At 72.3% G+C, this 18,355-nt stretch carries 15 protein-coding genes and 1 pseudogene; 14 read left to right on the top strand and 2 right to left on the bottom strand.

Annotation, left to right across the window (positions count from 1 at the left end; genetic code table 11):
• Positions 1-77 precede the first annotated feature (77 nt).
• The 9 genes from ACU6WZ_RS23610 to cobC all read left to right on the top strand — a co-directional run bounded on the left by ACU6WZ_RS23610 (position 78) and on the right by cobC (position 11,056).
• Positions 78-2,105 (top strand): putative cobaltochelatase, encoded by a 2,028-nt coding sequence (locus tag ACU6WZ_RS23610; protein WP_447030195.1) that lies wholly within the window; start codon positions 78-80, stop codon positions 2,103-2,105.
• Complete coding sequence (gene cobO / locus ACU6WZ_RS23605) at positions 2,105-2,704, top strand: cob(I)yrinic acid a,c-diamide adenosyltransferase (RefSeq protein ID WP_447030193.1); 600 nt, start codon at positions 2,105-2,107, stop codon at positions 2,702-2,704. Before ACU6WZ_RS23610 ends, cobO begins: the two co-directional genes overlap by 1 nt.
• Entirely contained in the window at positions 2,698-4,074 is a 1,377-nt protein-coding gene (locus ACU6WZ_RS23600) for a cobyrinic acid a,c-diamide synthase CobB (RefSeq protein ID WP_447030191.1), read from the top strand. The genes cobO and ACU6WZ_RS23600 overlap by 7 nt, the downstream gene beginning before the upstream one ends.
• 5 nt (positions 4,075-4,079) lie before the next feature.
• Positions 4,080-4,832, top strand: a complete 753-nt coding sequence (gene cobI, locus ACU6WZ_RS23595; protein ID WP_447034209.1) for a precorrin-2 C(20)-methyltransferase — start codon at positions 4,080-4,082, stop codon at positions 4,830-4,832.
• Positions 4,833-4,909: 77 nt separating this feature from the next.
• Positions 4,910-5,809, top strand: coding sequence for a precorrin-4 C(11)-methyltransferase (gene cobM / locus ACU6WZ_RS23590; protein ID WP_447030189.1), 900 nt, complete (start codon positions 4,910-4,912; stop codon positions 5,807-5,809).
• A complete protein-coding gene (cbiE, locus tag ACU6WZ_RS23585) occupies positions 5,806-7,083 on the top strand; it encodes a precorrin-6y C5,15-methyltransferase (decarboxylating) subunit CbiE (RefSeq protein WP_447030187.1) in 1,278 nt (425 codons plus the stop codon). The genes cobM and cbiE overlap by 4 nt, the downstream gene beginning before the upstream one ends.
• Positions 7,080-8,963, top strand: a complete 1,884-nt coding sequence (gene cobJ / locus ACU6WZ_RS23580; protein ID WP_447030185.1) for a precorrin-3B C(17)-methyltransferase — start codon at positions 7,080-7,082, stop codon at positions 8,961-8,963. The genes cbiE and cobJ overlap by 4 nt, the downstream gene beginning before the upstream one ends.
• A gap of 61 nt (positions 8,964-9,024) precedes the next feature.
• Positions 9,025-9,939: a sirohydrochlorin chelatase gene (locus ACU6WZ_RS23575; RefSeq protein WP_447030183.1), complete on the top strand. Its 915-nt coding sequence runs from the start codon at positions 9,025-9,027 to the stop codon at positions 9,937-9,939.
• A complete protein-coding gene (gene cobC / locus ACU6WZ_RS23570) occupies positions 9,923-11,056 on the top strand; it encodes an Rv2231c family histidinol phosphate aminotransferase CobC (protein WP_447030181.1) in 1,134 nt (377 codons plus the stop codon). Before ACU6WZ_RS23575 ends, cobC begins: the two co-directional genes overlap by 17 nt.
• 162 nt (positions 11,057-11,218) lie before the next feature.
• On the opposite strand, the gene ACU6WZ_RS23565 is transcribed toward cobC, so the two are convergent.
• Entirely contained in the window at positions 11,219-12,166 is a 948-nt protein-coding gene (locus ACU6WZ_RS23565) for an SCO1860 family LAETG-anchored protein (protein WP_447030179.1), read from the bottom strand.
• 244 nt (positions 12,167-12,410) lie between these two features.
• Positions 12,411-13,502 carry an amidohydrolase family protein gene (locus tag ACU6WZ_RS23560; RefSeq protein WP_447030177.1) on the bottom strand — a complete coding sequence of 364 codons (1,092 nt, stop codon included), beginning with the start codon at positions 13,500-13,502 and terminating at the stop codon, positions 12,411-12,413.
• Positions 13,503-13,575: 73 nt separating this feature from the next.
• On the opposite strand from ACU6WZ_RS23560, the pseudogene ACU6WZ_RS23555 reads away from it, so the two are divergent.
• From ACU6WZ_RS23555 to thpD, 5 genes and pseudogenes are all read left to right on the top strand, one after another.
• Positions 13,576-14,683 (top strand): annotated as a pseudogene (locus ACU6WZ_RS23555) (pyridoxal-phosphate-dependent aminotransferase family protein).
• 330 nt (positions 14,684-15,013) lie between these two features.
• Entirely contained in the window at positions 15,014-15,547 is a 534-nt protein-coding gene (gene ectA / locus ACU6WZ_RS23550) for a diaminobutyrate acetyltransferase (RefSeq protein ID WP_447030175.1), read from the top strand.
• A 49-nt stretch (positions 15,548-15,596) separates the two neighbouring features.
• The gene (ectB, locus tag ACU6WZ_RS23545; RefSeq protein WP_447030174.1) at positions 15,597-16,865 is read left to right on the top strand and encodes a diaminobutyrate--2-oxoglutarate transaminase; all 1,269 of its coding nucleotides are present in this window, start codon (positions 15,597-15,599) and stop codon (positions 16,863-16,865) included.
• Between the two features lie 87 nt (positions 16,866-16,952).
• Positions 16,953-17,351 (top strand): ectoine synthase, encoded by a 399-nt coding sequence (locus tag ACU6WZ_RS23540; RefSeq protein ID WP_214899606.1) that lies wholly within the window; start codon positions 16,953-16,955, stop codon positions 17,349-17,351.
• Positions 17,352-17,356: 5 nt separating this feature from the next.
• Positions 17,357-18,256: an ectoine hydroxylase gene (thpD, locus tag ACU6WZ_RS23535; RefSeq protein WP_447030172.1), complete on the top strand. Its 900-nt coding sequence runs from the start codon at positions 17,357-17,359 to the stop codon at positions 18,254-18,256.
• The last annotated feature ends 99 nt before the right edge of the window (positions 18,257-18,355 follow it).

Genomic DNA, 18,355 nt, shown 5'->3' with positions numbered 1-18,355 from the left:
CTCTGCCCCCAGACCCCCGGTCCGCAAAGGCCGGACAGGCTGAATTTGCCGGACAGGCTTGATGTGGAGGCATTCTCGTGAGTACGCCGTATCCGTTCACAGCGATCGTCGGGCAGGACGATCTGCGGCTCGGGCTGTTGCTGAACGCCGTCTCCCCCCGCGTCGGCGGTGTGCTCGTCCGTGGTGAGAAGGGGACCGCGAAGAGCACCGCCGTGCGTGCGCTTTCGGCACTGATGCCGGAAGTCGCGGTGGTCGCCGGGTGCCGGTTCTCGTGTGCCCCCGCCACACCCGACCCGGCGTGTCCCGACGGGCCCCATGAGGCCGCCGGCGGCGTGTCGCGGGCCGCGCGGATGGTGGAGCTGCCTGTCGGCGCGTCCGAGGACCGGCTCGTCGGTGCGCTCGACATCGAGCGGGCGCTGGCCGAGGGCGTCAAGTCCTTCGAGCCCGGTCTGCTCGCGGATGCGCATCGCGGCATTCTGTACGTCGACGAAGTGAACCTGCTGCATGACCACCTGGTCGACCTGCTGCTGGACGCCGCCGCCATGGGCGCCTCGTACGTCGAGCGTGAAGGTGTCTCCGTACGGCACGCCGCGCGGTTCCTGCTCGTCGGCACGATGAACCCCGAAGAGGGCGAACTGCGGCCCCAGTTGCTCGACCGGTTCGGGCTGACCGTGGAGGTCGCCGCGTCCCGCGAGACCGATCAGCGGGTGGAGGTCGTACGGCGCAGACTCGCGTACGACGACGATCCCGCCGCCTTCGCCGCGAAGTGGGCCGGTGAGGAGGCCGCACTGCGCGCCCGGATCGTGACGGCGCGGGCGCTGCTGCCCGAAGTGCGGCTCGGGGACGGTGCGTTGCGGCAGATCGCGGCGACCTGTGCGGCTTTCGAGGTCGACGGGATGCGGGCCGACATCGTGATGGCACGGACCGCGACCACGCTGGCGGCCTGGGCCGGGCGTACGGACGTACTCGCGGAAGACGTGCGGCAGGCCGCGTTGCTCGCGCTGCCGCACCGAAGGCGCAGGTCACCATTCGACGCGCCGGGCCTCGACGAGGACAAGCTCGACGACACGCTGGAGCAGAACAGCGGGTCCGGCGACGATGACCCCGAACCTGACCCCGACGGTCCCGGCGGGGGCGGGCAGCCGCCGCAGCCTCCACAGGGTGACGGTGACGGGGACGGTGCCGGGTCCGACGCCGGCGAGCAGACCGGCGAGGCGCAGCCCGAGGCCGGTGAGGGGCAGCAGGCCCCGGCCGGAAGCGGCGGGGAGCAGGCGGCGGCCCGGTCCGGTGAGCCGTTCCGTACGAAGGTGCTGAGCGTGCCCGGTCTCGGTGAGGGGGCGGCGGGGCGCAGGTCCCGTGCGCGTACCGAGCGCGGGCGTACGACGGGGGCCCGGCGGCCGCAAGGGGCGCTCACCAAACTGCACTTGGCGGCGACCGTGCGGGCAGCCGCGCCGCATCAGCGGGCGCGGGGGCGCAGTGGGCGTGGGCTGGTGGTGCGCCGGGACGATCTGCGGCAGGCGAGCCGGGAGGGGCGTGAGGGCAACCTGGTGCTGTTCGTCGTGGACGCGTCCGGGTCGATGGCGGCCCGGCAGCGCATGAGCGCCGTCAAGGGCGCCGTGCTGTCGCTGCTGCTTGACGCGTATCAGCGTCGGGACAAGGTCGGGCTGGTCACGTTCCGGGGGCAGGACGCCGAGCTGGTCCTGCCGCCCACGTCGTCGGTGGACGCGGCCGCGGCGCGGCTGGAGTCGCTGCCCACCGGTGGCCGTACGCCGTTGTCGGCCGGGCTGTTGAAGGCGCACGACGTGCTGCGGGTGGAGAAGCTGCGGGATCCGTCGCGGCGGCCGCTGGTGGTCGTGGTGACCGACGGGCGGGCCACGGGTGGTCCCGAGCCGCTGGCGCTGGCGGCTCGTGCCGCCCGGCTGCATGCCGTCGAGGGGGTCCCTTCGGTGGTCGTGGACTGCGAATCCGGCCCCGTGCGGCTCGGTCTGGCCGGTGATCTGGCCCGGGACCTGGGCGGCACGGCCGTCACACTCGACGAGCTGCGGGCCGACAGCATCGCCGGGCTCGTCAAGGACGTCACCGCAACCAGCAGGAGGGCGGCCTGATGCCGCAGGGACAGCCGAGCGTCGTACCGGACGACGGACTCACCACGCGTCAGCGGCGCAACCGGCCGCTGGTGATCGTGCACACGGGCGTCGGGAAGGGCAAGTCGACGGCCGCCTTCGGGCTCGCGCTGCGCGCGTGGAACCAGGGGTGGCCGATCGGGGTGTTCCAGTTCGTCAAGTCGGCGAAGTGGAAGGTCGGTGAGGAGAACGCGCTCAAGGTCCTCGGCGCGAGCGGCGAGGGCGGTCCTGTCGCCTGGCACAAGATGGGCGAGGGCTGGTCCTGGGTGCAGCGCGACGCACAGCTCGACAACGAGGCCGCTGCGCGCGAGGGCTGGGAGCAGGTCAAGCGGGACCTGGCCGCAGAGACGTACAAGCTGTACGTCCTCGACGAGTTCGCCTACCCCATGCACTGGGGATGGGTGGACGTCGACGAGGTGGTCGAGGTGCTGCGGGAGCGGCCCGGAACCCAGCATGTCGTGATCACCGGGCGCAACGCGCCGGAGCGGCTCGTCGAGGCCGCCGATCTGGTGACGGACATGTCCAAGGTCAAGCATCCGATGGACGCGGGCCAGAAGGGGCAGCGGGGCATCGAGTGGTAGCACGTCTGGTGGTGGCCGCGCCGTCGTCGGGCAGTGGGAAGACCACCGTCGCGACGGGGCTGATGGCTGCCTTCGCGGAGCGCGGACTGCGGGTCTCACCGCACAAGGTGGGGCCCGACTACATCGATCTCGGGTATCACGCACTGGCCACCGGCCGGCCGGGGCGCAACCTCGACGCGTACCTGTGCGGTCCCTCTCTGATCGCGCCGCTGTTCGCCCACGGTGCGGCGGGGTGCGACCTGGCCGTCGTCGAGGGCGTGATGGGGCTGTACGACGGGGCCGCCGGGCAGGGTGAACTCGCTTCCACCGCCCAGGTGTCGAAGCTGCTGCGGGCGCCGGTGGTGCTGGTGGTCGACGCGTCGTCGCAGTCGCGGTCGGTGGCGGCACTGGTGCACGGCTTCGCGTCCTGGGACCCCGAAGTACGGATCGGGGGCGTGATCCTGAACAAGGTGGGCTCGCAGCGGCACGAGGAGCTGCTGCGGGAGGCCCTGGACGCGTCGGGGGTGCCGGTGCTGGGTGCGCTGCGGCGCGAGCGGCAGGTGCGTACGCCGTCCCGGCACCTGGGGCTCGTACCGGTGGCGGAGCGGCGGGCCGAGGCGGTCGACGCGGTGGCCGCGCTGGCGGCGCAGGTGCGGGAGGGATGCGACCTGGACGCGGTGCTCGCGCTGGCCCGCAGTGCCCCGGAGCTGGACGCGGCGGCGTGGGATCCGGCCGGGCAGGGCGAGGCGGCCGGGCGGCCGGTGGGTGCGGGGCAGCCTGCGGTGGCCGGGCGGCCTGTGGTGGCGGTCGCCTCGGGGCCCGCGTTCACCTTTTCGTACGCCGAGCACACCGAGCTGCTCTCGGCCGCCGGGGCCGAAGCCGTGCCCTTCGACCCGCTGCGCGACGAGCAGTTGCCGGAGGGGACGCGCGGGCTCGTCATAGGGGGCGGGTTTCCCGAGGTGTACGCGCCCGAGCTGTCCGGCAACGAGCCGCTGCGCAAGGCCGTCGCCGAACTGGCGCACTCCGGGGCGCCCGTCGCCGCCGAGTGCGCCGGGCTGCTCTACCTCGCGCGGTCGCTGGACGGGCAGCCGATGTGCGGGGTGCTCGACGCCGAGGCGCGGATGTCGGAGCGGCTGACGCTGGGCTACCGGGAGGCCGTCGCGGTGTCCGACAGTGCGCTGGCCGCCGTCGGGACGCGGCTGCGGGGGCACGAGTTCCACCGAACGGTGATCGAGCCCGGGGCGGGTGCGGCGCCGGCATGGGGGATGCACCTGCCGGAGCGGCGGGTCGAGGGGTTCGTTCAACAGGGCGTGCATGCGAGTTATCTGCACACCCACTGGGCTGCCGAGCCCGGTATGGCCAGGAGGTTCGTCGAGAGGTGTGCGCAATGAGCGGGATGAGCACGACGCTGACCGGTGTCGGAGTCGGGCCCGGTGACCCCGAGCTGGTCACCGTCAAGGGCGTCAACGCGCTGCGGGACGCGGCCGTCGTGGTGGTTCCCGTGATGGCCGCCGCGGACGGGACGGACATCGGCGAGCCGGGGCGGGCCGAATCGACCGTGCTGCACTACGTCGACGGGGCGAAGATCGTCCGGGTGGTGTTCGCGCTCAGCGAGCGGGAGGACCGGGCCCGGCGCGAGGCGGCCTGGGACGCGGCGGGGGCGCGTGTGGCCGAACTGCTGCGGGCGCACGGCTGCGTGGCGTTCGCGACGATCGGCGACCCCAACGTGTACTCAACGTTCACCTATCTGGCGCACACCATCAGCGAGTTGGTGCCGGAGACCGAGGTGCGGACCGTGCCGGGGATCACCGCCATGCAGGACCTGGCGGCCCGCAGCGGGGCCGTACTGACGGAGGGGAAGGAGCCGCTGACGCTGGTTCCCGTGACCGCCGGGGCCGCTGTGCTCAAGCAGGCTCTGGAGGGGCCGGGGACGGTCGTGGCGTACAAGTTCGGGCGGCTGGCGGACGAGGTGGCGACGGCGCTGCGCGAGACGGGACGTACCGAGGACGCGGTGTGGGGGTCGGCGCTGGGACTGCCGGAGGAGTCGATCCGGCCCGCAGCGGAACTGGCCGGGGGCGGCGCCCTGCCGTACCTGTCCACGCTCATCGCGCCCGCGCGGCGCGAGGGCGGGCGGGGCGGCAAGCTGTGAGCGCCGTAGCGGCTCCCGTCACCCCTTCATCCCTGTCACCCCTGTCATCCCTGTTGATTTCCGAGAGGACCCCGACCATGGCCGATGCCCCCACCGGCAAGGTGACTTTCGTGGGCGCCGGGCCCGGCGCCGCCGACCTGCTGACCTTCCGCGGCGCCCGCGCGATCGCCGACGCCGATGTCGTGATCTGGGCGGCGAGCCTCGTCCAGGCCGAGATCCTGGAGCACGCGCGGGAGGGCGCCGAGATCCTGGACTCCGCGGCCATGTCCCTGGAAGACGTGGTCGCCGTGTACGAGCGGGCTCTGCGGGATGCTCTGAAGGTGGCCCGCGTGCACTCCGGGGACCCCGCCCTGTGGGGCGGCACGCAGGAGCAGGTCGACCGGTGCACGGCGCTCGGCCTGGACGTGGAGATCGTCCCCGGGGTGTCGTCGTTCTCGGCGGTCGCGGCGATCGCGCAGCGCGAGCTGACCATTCCCGAGGTCGCGCAGTCCGTGATCCTGACCCGGCTGGGCGGCGGCAAGACGCCGATGCCGCCCGGCGAGGAGGTGCGGGAGTTCGCGCGGCACGGCACGACGATGGCGGTGTTCCTGTCGGCGGCCAGGTCGGGGCAGCTGACGACGGAGCTGCTGGAGGGCGGCTACCCGACGGACACCCCGGTCGTCATCGCGTATCAGGTCACCTGGCCCGAGGAGTTGGTGCTGCGGTGCACGATCGCGACGCTGGAGGAGACGGTGAAGGAGCACAAGCTCTGGAAGCACACGCTCTTCCTGGTGGGCCCGGCGCTGTCCGCCTCCGGCACGCGCTCGCACCTCTACCACCCCGGTCACTTCCACGGGTTCCGGCGGGCCGACAGGACCGCGCGGGCGGCCCTGCGCTCCGCGCAGAAGTCGGCAGAGGCGCAGGTGTCCGGCGGCGCGCAGACGTCGGCCGGCGCGCAGGTGTCCGGTGGCGCGCAGGCGGAGACGCCCAGTTCATGATCACCGTTGTGGGTACGGGCACGGGCGCCCCCCTCTCCCCCGGCGCCCGCGCCGCGCTGGACGCTGCGGCGCTCGTCGTGGGCGGCCGGCGCCATCTGGACGCCGCCGAGCTGCAGGACTGCGCGGCCCGCGTGGTACTCGGCCCGCTCGCGCCGGCGCTGGACGCGATGGCGGAGCAGCTGGCCAAGGGGGCGGGCGGGTCGCCGGCTGCCGGGGTCGTGGTGCTGGCCTCCGGCGATCCGGGGTTCTTCGGGATTGTGCGGGCGCTGGCTGAACGTTTCGGCGCGGACGCCCTGGACGTACACCCCGGGGCGCCGTCCGTCGCGGTGGCGTTCGCGCGGCTCGGGCTGCCCTGGGACGACGCGGTGGTCGTCAGCGCGCACGGGCGGGCGTTGCGGACCGCCGTGAACGTGTGCCGGGCGCATCCGAAGACGGCCGTGCTGACCGGGCCAGGCGCCGGGCCCGCCGAACTGGGGGCCGCGCTGGCCCGTACCGGCATCACCCGTACCCTCGTCGTCGCGTGCGCGCTGGGCGATCCGGGCGGCGGCGAGAGCATCGAACGCCTCTCCCCCGCCGAGGCGGCCGCGCGCGACTGGCCGCCGGCAGTCAGCGTCGTCGTATGCCTCGACGAGTCGCGGGCGCTGGCGGCGACGCAGCGGACGGTCGCCGGGCGCGGCGCGGGGCCGGCCGGGTGGGCGCTGCCCGAGGACGCGTTTCAGCACCGCGACTCGATGATCACCAAATTCGAGGTACGGGCGCTGGCGCTCGCCAGGCTCGGCCCGCGCCCCGGCGATCTGGTGTGGGACATCGGGGCGGGCTCGGGATCCATGGCGGTGGAGTGCGCGCGGCTCGGCGCCGCGGCGGTCGCGGTGGAGAAGACGTCCGACGGCGTGGAGCGGGTCCGGGCGAACGCGGCCGCGCACGGGGTGGACGTACAGACCGTGCACGGGGCGGCGCCGACCGTGCTGTCCCAACTGCCTGAGCCCGACGCGGTGTTCGTGGGTGGCGGAGGGTGCGAGCTGCCGGCCATCGTCGCGGCGTGCGCGCGCAGTGCGCGGCGCACGGTCGTCGTCGCCGTGGCGGCGCTGGACCGGGTGCCGGAGGTGCGGGCGGCGCTGTCGTCCGCCGGCTTCGCCCCCGACGGCGTACTCCTGCAGTCCTCGCGGCTCGCGCCGCTGCCCGGGGACGTGACCCGGCTCGCGGCGGCCAACCCTGTCTTCCTGCTGTGGGGCCACCGCCCCGCGGATCGGGCAATCGAAGGAGCATCCCAGTGATCGGCCTCATTTCCGCCACGGCGGCAGGCGCCGCAGCCCGCGACCGGCTGGCCACGGCCTGGCCCGGGCGGACCCGGGTGTACGACGGCCCGGTGCGGGAGGCGGTCGGGAAGGCGTTCACCGAGTGCGACCAGGTGGTGTGCTTCCTGGCGACAGGCGCGGTCGTACGGCTGCTGGCCCCGCTCCTCGCGGACAAGGCTTCCGATCCGGGTGTCGTCTGCGTCGACGAGGCGCTGCGCCACGCGGTGTCGCTGCTGGGCGGGCACGGCGGCGGCGCGAACGAGCTGGCGGTGGCGGTGTCCGGGGTGCTGGGCTGCGCGCCGGTGATCACCACGGCGACGGACGCGACGGACGTGCCCGGCCTGGACATGCTGGGCTGGCCCGCCGAGGGCGCGGTGGCGGCGGTGACGCGGGCGATGCTGGACGGCGCGCCGGTGACGCTGATCGCGGACACGGTGTGGCCACTGCCGGCGCTGCCGGGCCATGTGAGCGTGGCCGGTGGGGTCGGGGCGCCGGGTGCGGGCGTGACGGGCGTGACGGGACCGGCCGGGGGCACGGACCCGGCGGGTGCGCCGGCAGGGGCTTTCGCGGCTGCCGCTGTGCCCGTCGCGGGGTTGGCCGGCGCCATGGCCGCGACCGTGTCCGCCGGGGTGCTCGCGGAGGCGGAGGGCGCGCAGGCTGTGCTGCGGGTCACCGACCGCCTCGTCGGGGCCGGGGAGCGGGAGGTCGTGCTGCGGCCGCCGTCGCTGGTGGTGGGCGTGGGGGCCAGCAGCGGTGCGCCCGTCGACGAGGTGCTCGGGCTCGTACGGGACACGCTCGCCTCCGCCGGGCTGTCCGTACGTTCCGTCGCCGCGCTCGCGACCGTCGACGCGAAGGCCGACGAGCCCGGGATCGTGGCGGCCGCCGCACAGTTGGGGGTGGAGCTGCGGACGTACGCCGCCGAAGAGCTGGCCCGTATCGCCGTACCCAATCCGTCGCAGGCACCGCTGAGCGCCGTCGGCACGCCGTCGGTGGCGGAGGCGGCCGCGCTCGTCGGCGGCGGTGAACTCCTCGTACCGAAGCGGAAGTCGGCGCCCGAGGGGCGTGCGGCGATGGCCACGTGCGCCGTCGTCCGCAAGGCACCGCGCGGGCGGCTGGCCGTCGTCGGGCTGGGCCCGGGCGCCAGGGATCTGCTGACGCCGCGCGCCCGGGAGGAGATCCGGCGCGCGTCGGTGCTCGTCGGGCTCGACCAGTACGTCGACCAGATCCGGGACCTGCTGCGGCCCGGAACGCGGGTCCTGGAGTCGGGGCTCGGCGCCGAGGAGGAGCGGGCCCGTACCGCGGTGGCCGAGGCCCGCGCCGGGCACGCCGTCGCGCTGATCGGGTCCGGGGACGCGGGCGTGTACGCCATGGCCTCGCCGGCGCTGGCCGAGGCGAGCGACGACATCGACGTCGTCGGCGTACCAGGGGTGACGGCCGCGCTCGCCGCCGCCGCGATCCTGGGGGCGCCGCTCGGCCACGACCACGTCTCGATCAGCCTCTCCGACCTGCACACGCCGTGGGAGGTCATCGAGCGCCGGGTGCGGGCGGCCGCCGAGGCCGACATCGTCGTCACCTTCTACAACCCGCGCAGCCGGGGCCGCGACTGGCAGCTGCCCAAGGCGCTGTCGATCCTCGCTGAGCACCGCGAGCCCACCACGCCGGTCGGTGTCGTACGCAACGCCTCACGCCCCGACGGCACAAGCCGCCTCACCACGCTGGCCTCGCTGGACCCGGCCACCGTCGACATGATGACCGTCGTGGTGGTCGGCAACACCGCCGCCCGTGAGATCGCGGGACGCATGGTGACGCCGCGCGGATACCGCTGGCAGTCGACGCGGGGGCAGGACGACACGCGATGACGCCTCCCACTGCCTCTGCCTCTCATCTTCCTTTGCACCCCCTCTGCACCAAGGAGAACGCATGACTACCGCGCCCGCACTGCTCATCGCAGGCCACGGCACCCGCGACGCCGCCGGGGCCGGAGCGTTCCGTGACTTCGTCGAGGAGCTGGGCAGGCGTCACCCGGCGCTGACGGTCGCCGGCGGCTTCATCGAGCTGTCCCCGCCGCCGCTCGGCGACGCCGTGGCCGGGCTGGTCGACGGCGGTGTGACGCGTTTCGCGGCGGTGCCGCTGATGCTGGTCTCCGCCGGTCACGCCAAGGGGGACATCCCGGCGGCGCTGGCCCGCGAGAAGGAGCGCCATCCGGGGATCTCGTACACGTACGGCCGCCCGCTCGGTCCGCACCCGGGCCTGCTGGCCGTGCTGGAGCGGCGGGTCGACGAGGCGCGGGGCGACGTGGACCGCTCGAAGGTGACAGTGCTGCTGGTGGGGCGCGGCTCGACCGACCCGGACGCGAATGCCGAGGTACACAAGGCGGCACGGCTGTTCTGGGAGGGGCGCGGGTACGCGGGCGTCGAGACCGCTTTCGTCTCGCTCGCCGCACCCGACGTGCCGGGCGGACTGGAGCGCTGCGTCAAGCTGGGGGCCGAGCACATCGTGGTCCTGCCGTACTTCCTCTTCACCGGGATCCTGCCGGACCGGGTGCGGCAGCAGACACGGGACTGGGCCGTGGAGCACCCGCAGACCGGGGTGACCTCGGCGGACGTCATCGGCCCTGCCGAGGAGTTGATGGACCTCGTGATGGAGCGCTACCGGGAAGCGGTGAAGGGGGACCTGCGCATGAACTGCGACTCGTGCGTCTACCGCATCGCGCTGCCCGGCTTCGAGGACAAGGTGGGGGCGCCGCAGCAGCCGCACTTCCACCCGGACGACGACGGGCACGACGGCCACGGACACGGACGCGGGCACGGGCATCATCATGCACACGCCCACTGATACCGGCGATACCGGCGATACCAGCGGGACCGGTGATACAGGCCGGTTCCCCGACCGCCCGGGCGCGGCGTACGACTTGCGTCATCACGGCGACGCGGAGGTACGGGGCGGCGAGGCGGCCGGTCTGACCGATCTGGCGGTCAATGTACGGGCAGGCACTCCCCCCGCCTGGCTGAAGGCCCGCATCGCCGCGTCCCTGGGCACGCTGGCCGCCTACCCGGACGGGCGGGCCGCGCGCGCGGCGGTGGCGGAGCGGCACGGGCTGCCGGTGGAGCGGGTCCTGCTGACGGCGGGTGCGGCGGAGGCGTTCGTGCTGATCGCGCGGGCGCTCGCGGTGCGGCGCCCGGTCGTCGTACACCCGCAGTTCACCGAGCCCGAGGCGGCGCTGCGCGACGCGGGTCACGCCGTCGAACGGGTCCTGCTGCGGGAGGAGGACGGTTTCCGGCTCGGTACGGCGCCGGTCCCCGACGAGGCGGACCTGGTCGTGATCGGCAACCCGACCAACCCCACGTCCGTGTTGCACCCGGCGGACACCATCGCCCGTCTCGCGCGCCCCGGACGGACGCTGGTGGTCGACGAGGCGTTCATGGACGCGGTGCCGGGAGAGCCGGAGGCGCTGGCGGGGCGTACGGACGTACCCGGTCTGGTGGTGCTGCGGAGCCTCACCAAGACGTGGGGTCTGGCTGGACTGCGCATCGGTTACGTCCTGGCCGGCCCGGAAACGGTCGCGGCGCTGGAGCGGGCGCAGCCACTCTGGCCCGTGTCGACGCCGGCGCTGACAGCGGCCGAGGCGTGCGTGACGCCGGCCGCACTCGCGGAGGCCACGCTGGCGGCGCGGCGGGTGGCCGCGGACCGGGAGCATCTGCTGGCCGGGCTGGCGGAGTTCGAGGAGGTACGGGCGGTGGAGACGGCCCAGGGGCCTTTTGTGCTGGTGCGGATGGAGCGGGCGGACATGGTGCGGAGCCACTTGCGAAGCCTGGGCTTCGCGGTACGGCGCGGGAACACGTTTCCGGGGCTCGGCCGGGAGTGGCTGCGGCTGGCGGTGCGGGACCCCGTCACGACGGAGCGTTTCCTCCAGGCCCTGGACCGCGCCCTGACGCTGTCGGCGATGCGGTGACATGGGCGGGGCGGGCGGGGCGGGCGGCGTAATCCGGGGCTCAGCCCCGCCCACGCCCCCGGTGCCGGCACGGTCTCAACCGCCGGACGGGCAAGAACCACCAGCCCGTCCGGCGTTCGAGGAGACGCCCACAAGGCGTCCGGGGCAGCCGGCTGCCCGGCGTCAGCTCCGGCTGCGCCCTGCCCGGCGTCCCCTCGCCACAGCGAGCGCCCCCGCGCCCGCCACCAGCAGCAGCGCCGAGCCCCCCGCCAGGTACGGCGTGGCGGAACTGCCGCCGGTCTCGGCGAGGTTCGCCTCAGTCGGCGGCTGCGCCTCGGTCGGCGTCTGGACCTGAGTCTGCGGTTTCACATCCGGCTCCACCGGGGGCACGGCCGGCTTCTCCTTCACCGGTTCCGCCGCCTTCGGGGCATCGGGCGACTCGCAGGTCGCCCCGGCGAGTGTCACCGTCCCCTCGACCTCGGCCACGTTCAGCTTGAGCGGGTTCACCGACACGTCGAGCCGCAGCGCCGTCGCCGCCGCCGTCCGCGACGTCGTCTCCATCTTCGACAGGGCCAGCGTCACCCGCCCGACCGCCGGTACGTCGACCTGCGTCGGACCGCCCGATGACAGCGTGACCTTCTTGCCGAGTACGGTCACCGCCCCCAGCACATTCGCCTCGGCCAGCGGCTGCTTGCCCGCTTCGCACAGGGCCTTCGATGTGACCTGCTCGACCTCGATGAGCGAGAGCAGCGGCAGCCCCGGCACGTGCACGGCGGCGCGCGCAAGGTTCGTGGCGCCCTCCGCCCTGTGCGCGTCGACGGTCGCCTTCGCCGTGGCTACGTCGGCGCGCAGCACCGTGACCGGGTTGCCCTGCTCGACTCCGTCCAACTGGACTGTGAGCGCGGTCTTGTCCGCGCTCGCGGGGGCCTTCACATCATTGAGTGAAGTCGTGAGCGGGATGTTGACGGTCTTGTTGAGCAGGGAGATGTCGAGCCCGGTACGAAGCACGACGGCGCTCGCTTTGCCCTCACCACCGCCGGTGGCGTGCGCCGGCGCGCCGGCGAGAAGGAGGGCGGGGCCCGCGGTCAGGGCGAGGGCAGCCGCAGCGGCTGCGGACCTGCGTGCGGGCATGCTGAAGAAAGTGCTGTTCAAGGTGGTGGAACCCCCACAAGTGACACGGCGCCGCCCGGCGCACTTCACGGGGACACGTGAGCGCCGGCGGCTGAGACACCGGAATCCTTACGCACTTGGAGTGAACGGTCAGCGACCTAACGTGAGTTCACTCCAAAGTGGCGTTCCGAGCTCACATTCGAATTAGATCGTCAACCACCCAGTCACCCCTCAGCCAACCAGTCAGCCCAGTCAGCCCAACCCCTCAGCCAACCACTCGCCCGTCCAGCACGATCCGCCCCGGCGCCGCCAGCACCCGTACGTCCGCCCGCGGGTCCGCCTCGTAGACCACCAGGTCCGCAGGGGCCCCCTCCGCCAGCCCGGGCCGCCCCAACCACTCCCGCGCGCCCCACGCCGTCGCCGAGAGCGCTTCGACGGCCGGGATGCCCGCCTTGACGAGCTCGGCCACCTCGGCCGCCACAAGACCGTGCGCCAGGGAGCCGCCCGCGTCCGTGCCGACGAAGACCGGCACACCGGCGTCGTACGCCGCCCGCACGGTGTCGTAGCGGCGCGCGTGCAGCGCCCGCATGTGGGCCGACCAGCGGGGGAACTTCGCCTCGCCGCCATCCGCGAGGTGCGGGAACGTCGCGATGTTGACCAGCGTCGGGACGATCGCCACGCCCCGCTCGGCAAACAGCGGAATGGTGTCCTCCGTGAGCCCCGTGGCGTGCTCGACGCAGTCGATGCCCGCCTCGACGAGGTCCCGGAGCGAGTCCTCGGCAAAGCAGTGCGCCGTGACCCTGGCGCCCAGCCGGTGCGCCTCCGTGATCGCCGCCGCCACCTCACCGCGCGGCCAGCACGCGCCCAGGTCCCCGGTCTCCCGGTCGAGCCAGTCGCCGACCAGCTTGACCCAGCCATCGCCTCGCCGCGCCTCCCGGGCGACGTACGCGACCAGGTCACCGGGCTCGATCTCATGGGCGTAGTTGCGGATGTAGCGGCGGGTACGGGCGATGTGCCGGCCAGCCCTGATGATCTTCGGCAGGTCCGCACGCTCGTCGATCCAGCGGGTGTCGGACGGCGACCCGGCGTCACGGATCAGCAGCGTGCCCGCCTCCCGGTCGGTGAGCGCCTGCTGCTCGCTGGTCGCGTCGTCGACCGGGCCGTGCCGGTCGAGCCCGACATGGCAGTGCGCGTCGACCAGGCCGGGCAACGCCCAGCCCTCGACGGTCGTCACCTCGCGTACGCCGAGGGGCCGTTCGTAGGTGATCCGGCCGTCCACGGCCCACAGTTCGTCCCGTACGTCGTCGGGCCCGGCCAGCACCCGCCCCTTCACCCGCAGCACCGTGTGATCACTCATGCTCTGCACTCTACGAGGGGGCGGCTACGCTCGGCCCGGAGAGACCGAACACTGATCCGAAGAGAGCTCCGCCGTGACACATCCGCTTCTGGACCTGGCCCCGATGACCGCCGCCCACTTCGCGACCGTCGAACGCCGGGTCGCCTCACTGCTCTCCACCGAGCAGGACGTGGTCATCATGCAGGGCGAGGCGCTGCTTCCCCTCGAAGGCTGCATCCGCGGCGGCGCCCGCCCCGGCTCGACCGCGCTGAACGTGATCACCGGCCCTTACGGGCAGACCTTCGGCAACTGGCTGCGCGACTGCGGCGCGGCCGTGGTCGACCTGGCCGTGCCCTTCGACACGGCGGTCACCGCGGAGCAGGTGGCGCGTGCGCTCGCCGAGCACCCGGAGATCGACTTCGTCTCGCTGGTGCACGCGGAGGCGGCGACCGGCAACACGAACCCGGTCGCGGAGATCGGTGAGGCGGTACGGGCCCACGGCGCCCTGTTCATGCTCGACGCCGTCGCCTCGGTGGGCGCCGAGCCGCTACTGCCCGACGTCTGGGGCGTGGACCTGTGCGTGATCGGCGCACAGAAGGCCATGGGCGGCCCGGCCGGAGTCTCGGCGGTGTCGGTGAGTGAGCGGGCCTGGGAGCGGTTCGCCGCGAACCCCGCCGCGCCCCGCCGCTCGTACCTCTCCCTGCTGGACTGGAAGGAGCGGTGGATCGACGGCGGCCGCAAGGCGCTGCCCCACGCCCCTGCGCAGCTGGAGATGCTGGCGCTGGAGGCCTGTGTGGAGCGGATCGACGCCGATGGCCTGGACACGGTGATGGCCAGGCACCTGGCCGCCGCCTCGGCGACCCGGGCCGGCGCGCTCGCACTGGGCGGCGGCCTCGCGCCGTACGTCCACGCGGCGCGAGACGCGGCACCGGTCGCCACGACGCTGCGTACACCGGCCGGAGTGGACGCCTCGGAGCTGGTCGCCGAGGCGCTGGCCGCCGATCCGTCGCTGCCGCTGATCGCGGGCGGCGGAGCGCTGTCCAAGGAGATGATCCGGGTCAATCACTACGGCCCCGACGCCACCCGCGACGCGGTCCAGTCCTCGCTCGCCGCACTCGGTGCGGCCCTGTGCGCGTCGGGCCGGCAGGCCGATGTCGCGTCCGCCCGAAAGGCGCGTGGCGGAGTCCTGGACCACCCCATAGCCGCATTCAATTCCACGAATAAGCGAATACGCGAATTAAAGAAATCACGGGAAGCCACTTTATCGGCGCAGCCTCCCGTACAGCTTCCGATCTTCTTCTGCCCCAATTTTGCGAACCTAAACGCCAAGGTTTCGATAGGAAATCAGGGCGGTCACAAGGGTGTGACCGACTCGACATCGAAGGCGATTTGCCCGGTAATTTCCGGTCAAATCGCCAGTATTCGCAACCCTCTCGCGGCGGGTGCGCGACCGCGCGATAACACATGAAGCGAGTCTACCCAACCCCTTCCGGCGATGCATGTTTTGAATTTGCTCGGTAAATTGCATCTACATGACCGCCACACAAGCAGACCTTGCACGTGTTCGAACCGAATTCCTGCAGATCGAAGCTCCGCGAGTAGAGGACGGAGCCGCGATCTGGCGCATTGCCCGCGACTCCAAGGTCTTGGACCTCAACTCCTCGTACAGCTACCTGCTGTGGTGTCGTGACTTCGCGGCGACTTCCGTCGTGGCCAGGGACACCCCGGGGGGCGAGCCGATCGCGTTCATCACCGGCTACGTACGCCCGCAGCGCCCCGAGACCCTGGTGGTCTGGCAGGTCGCGGTCGACCACGACCACCGTGGCCGCGGGCTGGCAGGCACGCTCCTGGAGGCGCTGACCGAGAAGGCGGCCGCCAACCTGGGAGTCAAGGCGGTGGAGACGACCGTGACCCCGGACAACGACGCCTCCGACCGGCTGTTCACCTCGTACGCGGAGCGCCGCGGGGCCTCCCTGGAGCGCGAGGTGCTCTTCGACGCCGGGCTCTTCCCCGACGAGGGACACCTGCCCGAGGTGCTGTACCGCATCGGGCCCATCGCCGCCTGACGCGCCGCCCTCTTCCGGACCTTCCCCCCACTTCTTTCAGGAGACAGCCGTGACCATCCTTCCTCCCGCCCTGAGCGTCTTCGAGACCCTGGAGTCCGAGGTACGCAGCTACTGCCGCAGCTGGCCCGCCGTGTTCGACCGGGCGCAGGGCAGCCACCTGCACGACGAGGACGGCCACACCTACCTCGACTTCTTCGCCGGCGCCGGATCACTCAACTACGGCCACAACAACCCGGTCCTCAAACGCGCGCTGATCGACTACATCGAGCGCGACGGCATCACGCACGGCCTGGACATGGCGACGACCGCCAAGCGCGCGTTCCTGGAGTCCTTCCAGAACGTGATCCTGCGGCCGCGTGACCTGCCGTACAAGGTGATGTTCCCGGGCCCGACGGGCACCAACGCCGTCGAGGCGGCGCTGAAGCTGGCCCGCAAGGTCAAGGGGCGCGAGTCGGTCGTGTCCTTCACCAACGCCTTCCACGGCATGTCGCTCGGCGCGCTCGCCGTCACCGGCAACGCGTTCAAGCGGGCCGGCGCCGGCATCCCGCTGGTGCACGGCACCCCGATGCCGTTCGACAACTACTTCGACGGCCAGATTCCGGACTTCCTGTGGTTCGAGCGTCTGCTGGAGGACCAGGGCTCGGGCCTCAACAAGCCCGCCGCCGTGATCGTCGAGACGGTCCAGGGCGAGGGCGGCATCAATGTGGCCCGCGCCGAGTGGCTGCGCGCGCTCCAGGAGCTGTGCCACCGCCAGGACATGCTGCTGATCGTCGACGACATCCAGATGGGCTGCGGCCGTACCGGTGGCTTCTTCTCCTTCGAGGAGGCCGGCATCACGCCGGACATCGTCACCCTGTCGAAGTCCATCAGCGGCTACGGCATGCCCATGTCGCTGTGCCTGTTCAAGCCGGAGCTCGACGTCTGGGAGCCGGGCGAGCACAACGGCACCTTCCGCGGCAACAACCCGGCCTTCGTCACCGCCGCGGCCGCGCTCAACACGTACTGGGCCGACGGTCAGATGGAGAAGCAGACGCTGGCCCGCGGTGAGCAGGTCGAGCGGGCGCTGCTGGCCATCGCCGACGAGAACGCCGATGCCGGCGTGAGCTTCCGCGGCCGCGGTCTGGTCTGGGGCGTGGAGTTCACCGACAAGATGCGCGCCACCGCCGTCTGCCGCCGCGCGTTCGAGCTCGGCATGCTGCTGGAGACCTCCGGCCCGCAGAGCGAGGTCGTGAAGCTGCTGCCCGCGCTCACCATCTCCCCCGAGGAGCTGGACGAGGGCCTGCGCATCCTGGCCCGCTCCATCCGCGAAACCGTCTGACCGGGCAACCCCGCAGCATCGCCCGACGACGTAACGAAGTAACGGCGCAACGACGCAACCAAGCAACACAGAAGGGCCCGACTCACAGTGATCGTCCGATCTTTCAAGGACATTGAGGGAACCGACCGCCATGTGAAGGCGGCCTCCGGCACCTGGGAGAGCAAGCGCATCGTGCTCGCCAAGGAGAAGGTCGGTTTCTCGCTCCACGAGACCGTGCTGTACGCGGGTACGGAGACGTCGATGTGGTACGCGAACCACATCGAGGCCGTCTTGTGCACGGAGGGTGAGGCCGAGCTCACCAACGACGAGACCGGTGAGACGCACTGGATCTCGCCGGGCACGATGTACCTGCTGGACGGCCACGAGCGTCACACCATGCGCCCCAAGACCGACTTCCGGTGCGTGTGTGTCTTCAACCCCCCCGTCACCGGACGGGAGGACCACGATGAGAACGGTGTCTACCCGCTGCTGACCGAGGAGGTCTGACTCCCATGACCGACGTACTGACATCCCGTGCCGACCTGTACCCGACGCGCGGCGCCGCCGAGCTGACCACGCCCCGACAGGACCCGGTCGTCTGGTCCGCGCCCGGCGCGCCGGGCCCCATCGACGCCGCCGACCTCGCGGGCTTCGAGCGGGACGGTTTCCTGGCCGTCGACCAGCTGATCACCCCCGACGAGGTTCCCCTCTACCGGGCGGAACAGGACCGGCTGGTCACCGACCCGCAGGTGCGGGCCGACGAGCGCTCGATCATCGAGCCGAAGTCGCAGGACGTACGTTCGGTCTTCGAGGTCCACCGCCTCAGCGAGGTCTTCGCCCAGCTGGTGCGCGACCCCCGGGTGGTCGGCCGGGCCCGGCAGATCCTCGGTTCGGACGTGTACGTCCACCAGTCGCGGATCAACGTCAAGCCGGGCTTCGGGGCTTCGGGCTTCTACTGGCACTCGGACTTCGAGACGTGGCACGCGGAGGACGGTCTGGCGAACATGCGGACGGTGTCCGTGTCGATCGCTCTGACCGAGAACTACGACACCAACGGCGGGCTGATGATCCTGCCCGGCTCGCACAAGGAGTTCCTCGGCTGCGCGGGTGAGACACCCCAGGACAACTACAAGCGTTCTCTGCAGATGCAGGACGCGGGTATCCCCTCGGACGCCGCGCTGACGCGGATGGCGGACCGGCACGGCATCAGGCTCTTCACGGGCAAGGCCGGATCGGCGACCTGGTTCGACTGCAACGCGATGCACGGTTCGGGCGACAACATCACGCCGTACGCGCGCAGCAATGTCTTCATCGTGTTCAACAGCGTGGAGAACACCGCGGTCGACCCGTTCGCGGCTCCGGTTCCCCGGCCCGACTACATCGGGGCGAAGGACTTCACCCCGGTGACGTGACGCGGGCGTACGCGAAGGCGTAGGCACAGGCGAAGCACTGGCCACCGAGCAGGCCTTGGGTGGAGCGAGCGGATCAGGCGGGCGGGACCGGTTCGGTTG

Source organism: Streptomyces hypolithicus (assembly GCF_052934925.1).
This window is presented reverse-complemented; position numbering and strand designations above follow the sequence as displayed.

Excerpts from the sequence above, each read along its gene's own strand:
- cobO (WP_447030193.1), top strand. The coding sequence starts at position 2,105 with ATGCCGCAGGGACAGCCGAGCGTCGTACCGGACGACGGACTCACCACG.
- cobI (WP_447034209.1), top strand. The coding sequence starts at position 4,080 with ATGAGCACGACGCTGACCGGTGTCGGAGTCGGGCCCGGTGACCCCGAG.
- cobM (WP_447030189.1), top strand. The coding sequence starts at position 4,910 with ATGGCCGATGCCCCCACCGGCAAGGTGACTTTCGTGGGCGCCGGGCCC.
- cbiE (WP_447030187.1), top strand. The coding sequence starts at position 5,806 with ATGATCACCGTTGTGGGTACGGGCACGGGCGCCCCCCTCTCCCCCGGC.
- ACU6WZ_RS23575 (WP_447030183.1), top strand. The coding sequence starts at position 9,025 with ATGACTACCGCGCCCGCACTGCTCATCGCAGGCCACGGCACCCGCGAC.
- cobC (WP_447030181.1), top strand. The coding sequence starts at position 9,923 with ATGCACACGCCCACTGATACCGGCGATACCGGCGATACCAGCGGGACC.
- ACU6WZ_RS23565 (WP_447030179.1), bottom strand. The coding sequence starts at position 12,166 with ATGCCCGCACGCAGGTCCGCAGCCGCTGCGGCTGCCCTCGCCCTGACC.
- ACU6WZ_RS23560 (WP_447030177.1), bottom strand. The coding sequence starts at position 13,502 with ATGAGTGATCACACGGTGCTGCGGGTGAAGGGGCGGGTGCTGGCCGGG.
- ectA (WP_447030175.1), top strand. The coding sequence starts at position 15,014 with ATGACCGCCACACAAGCAGACCTTGCACGTGTTCGAACCGAATTCCTG.
- thpD (WP_447030172.1), top strand. The coding sequence starts at position 17,357 with ATGACCGACGTACTGACATCCCGTGCCGACCTGTACCCGACGCGCGGC.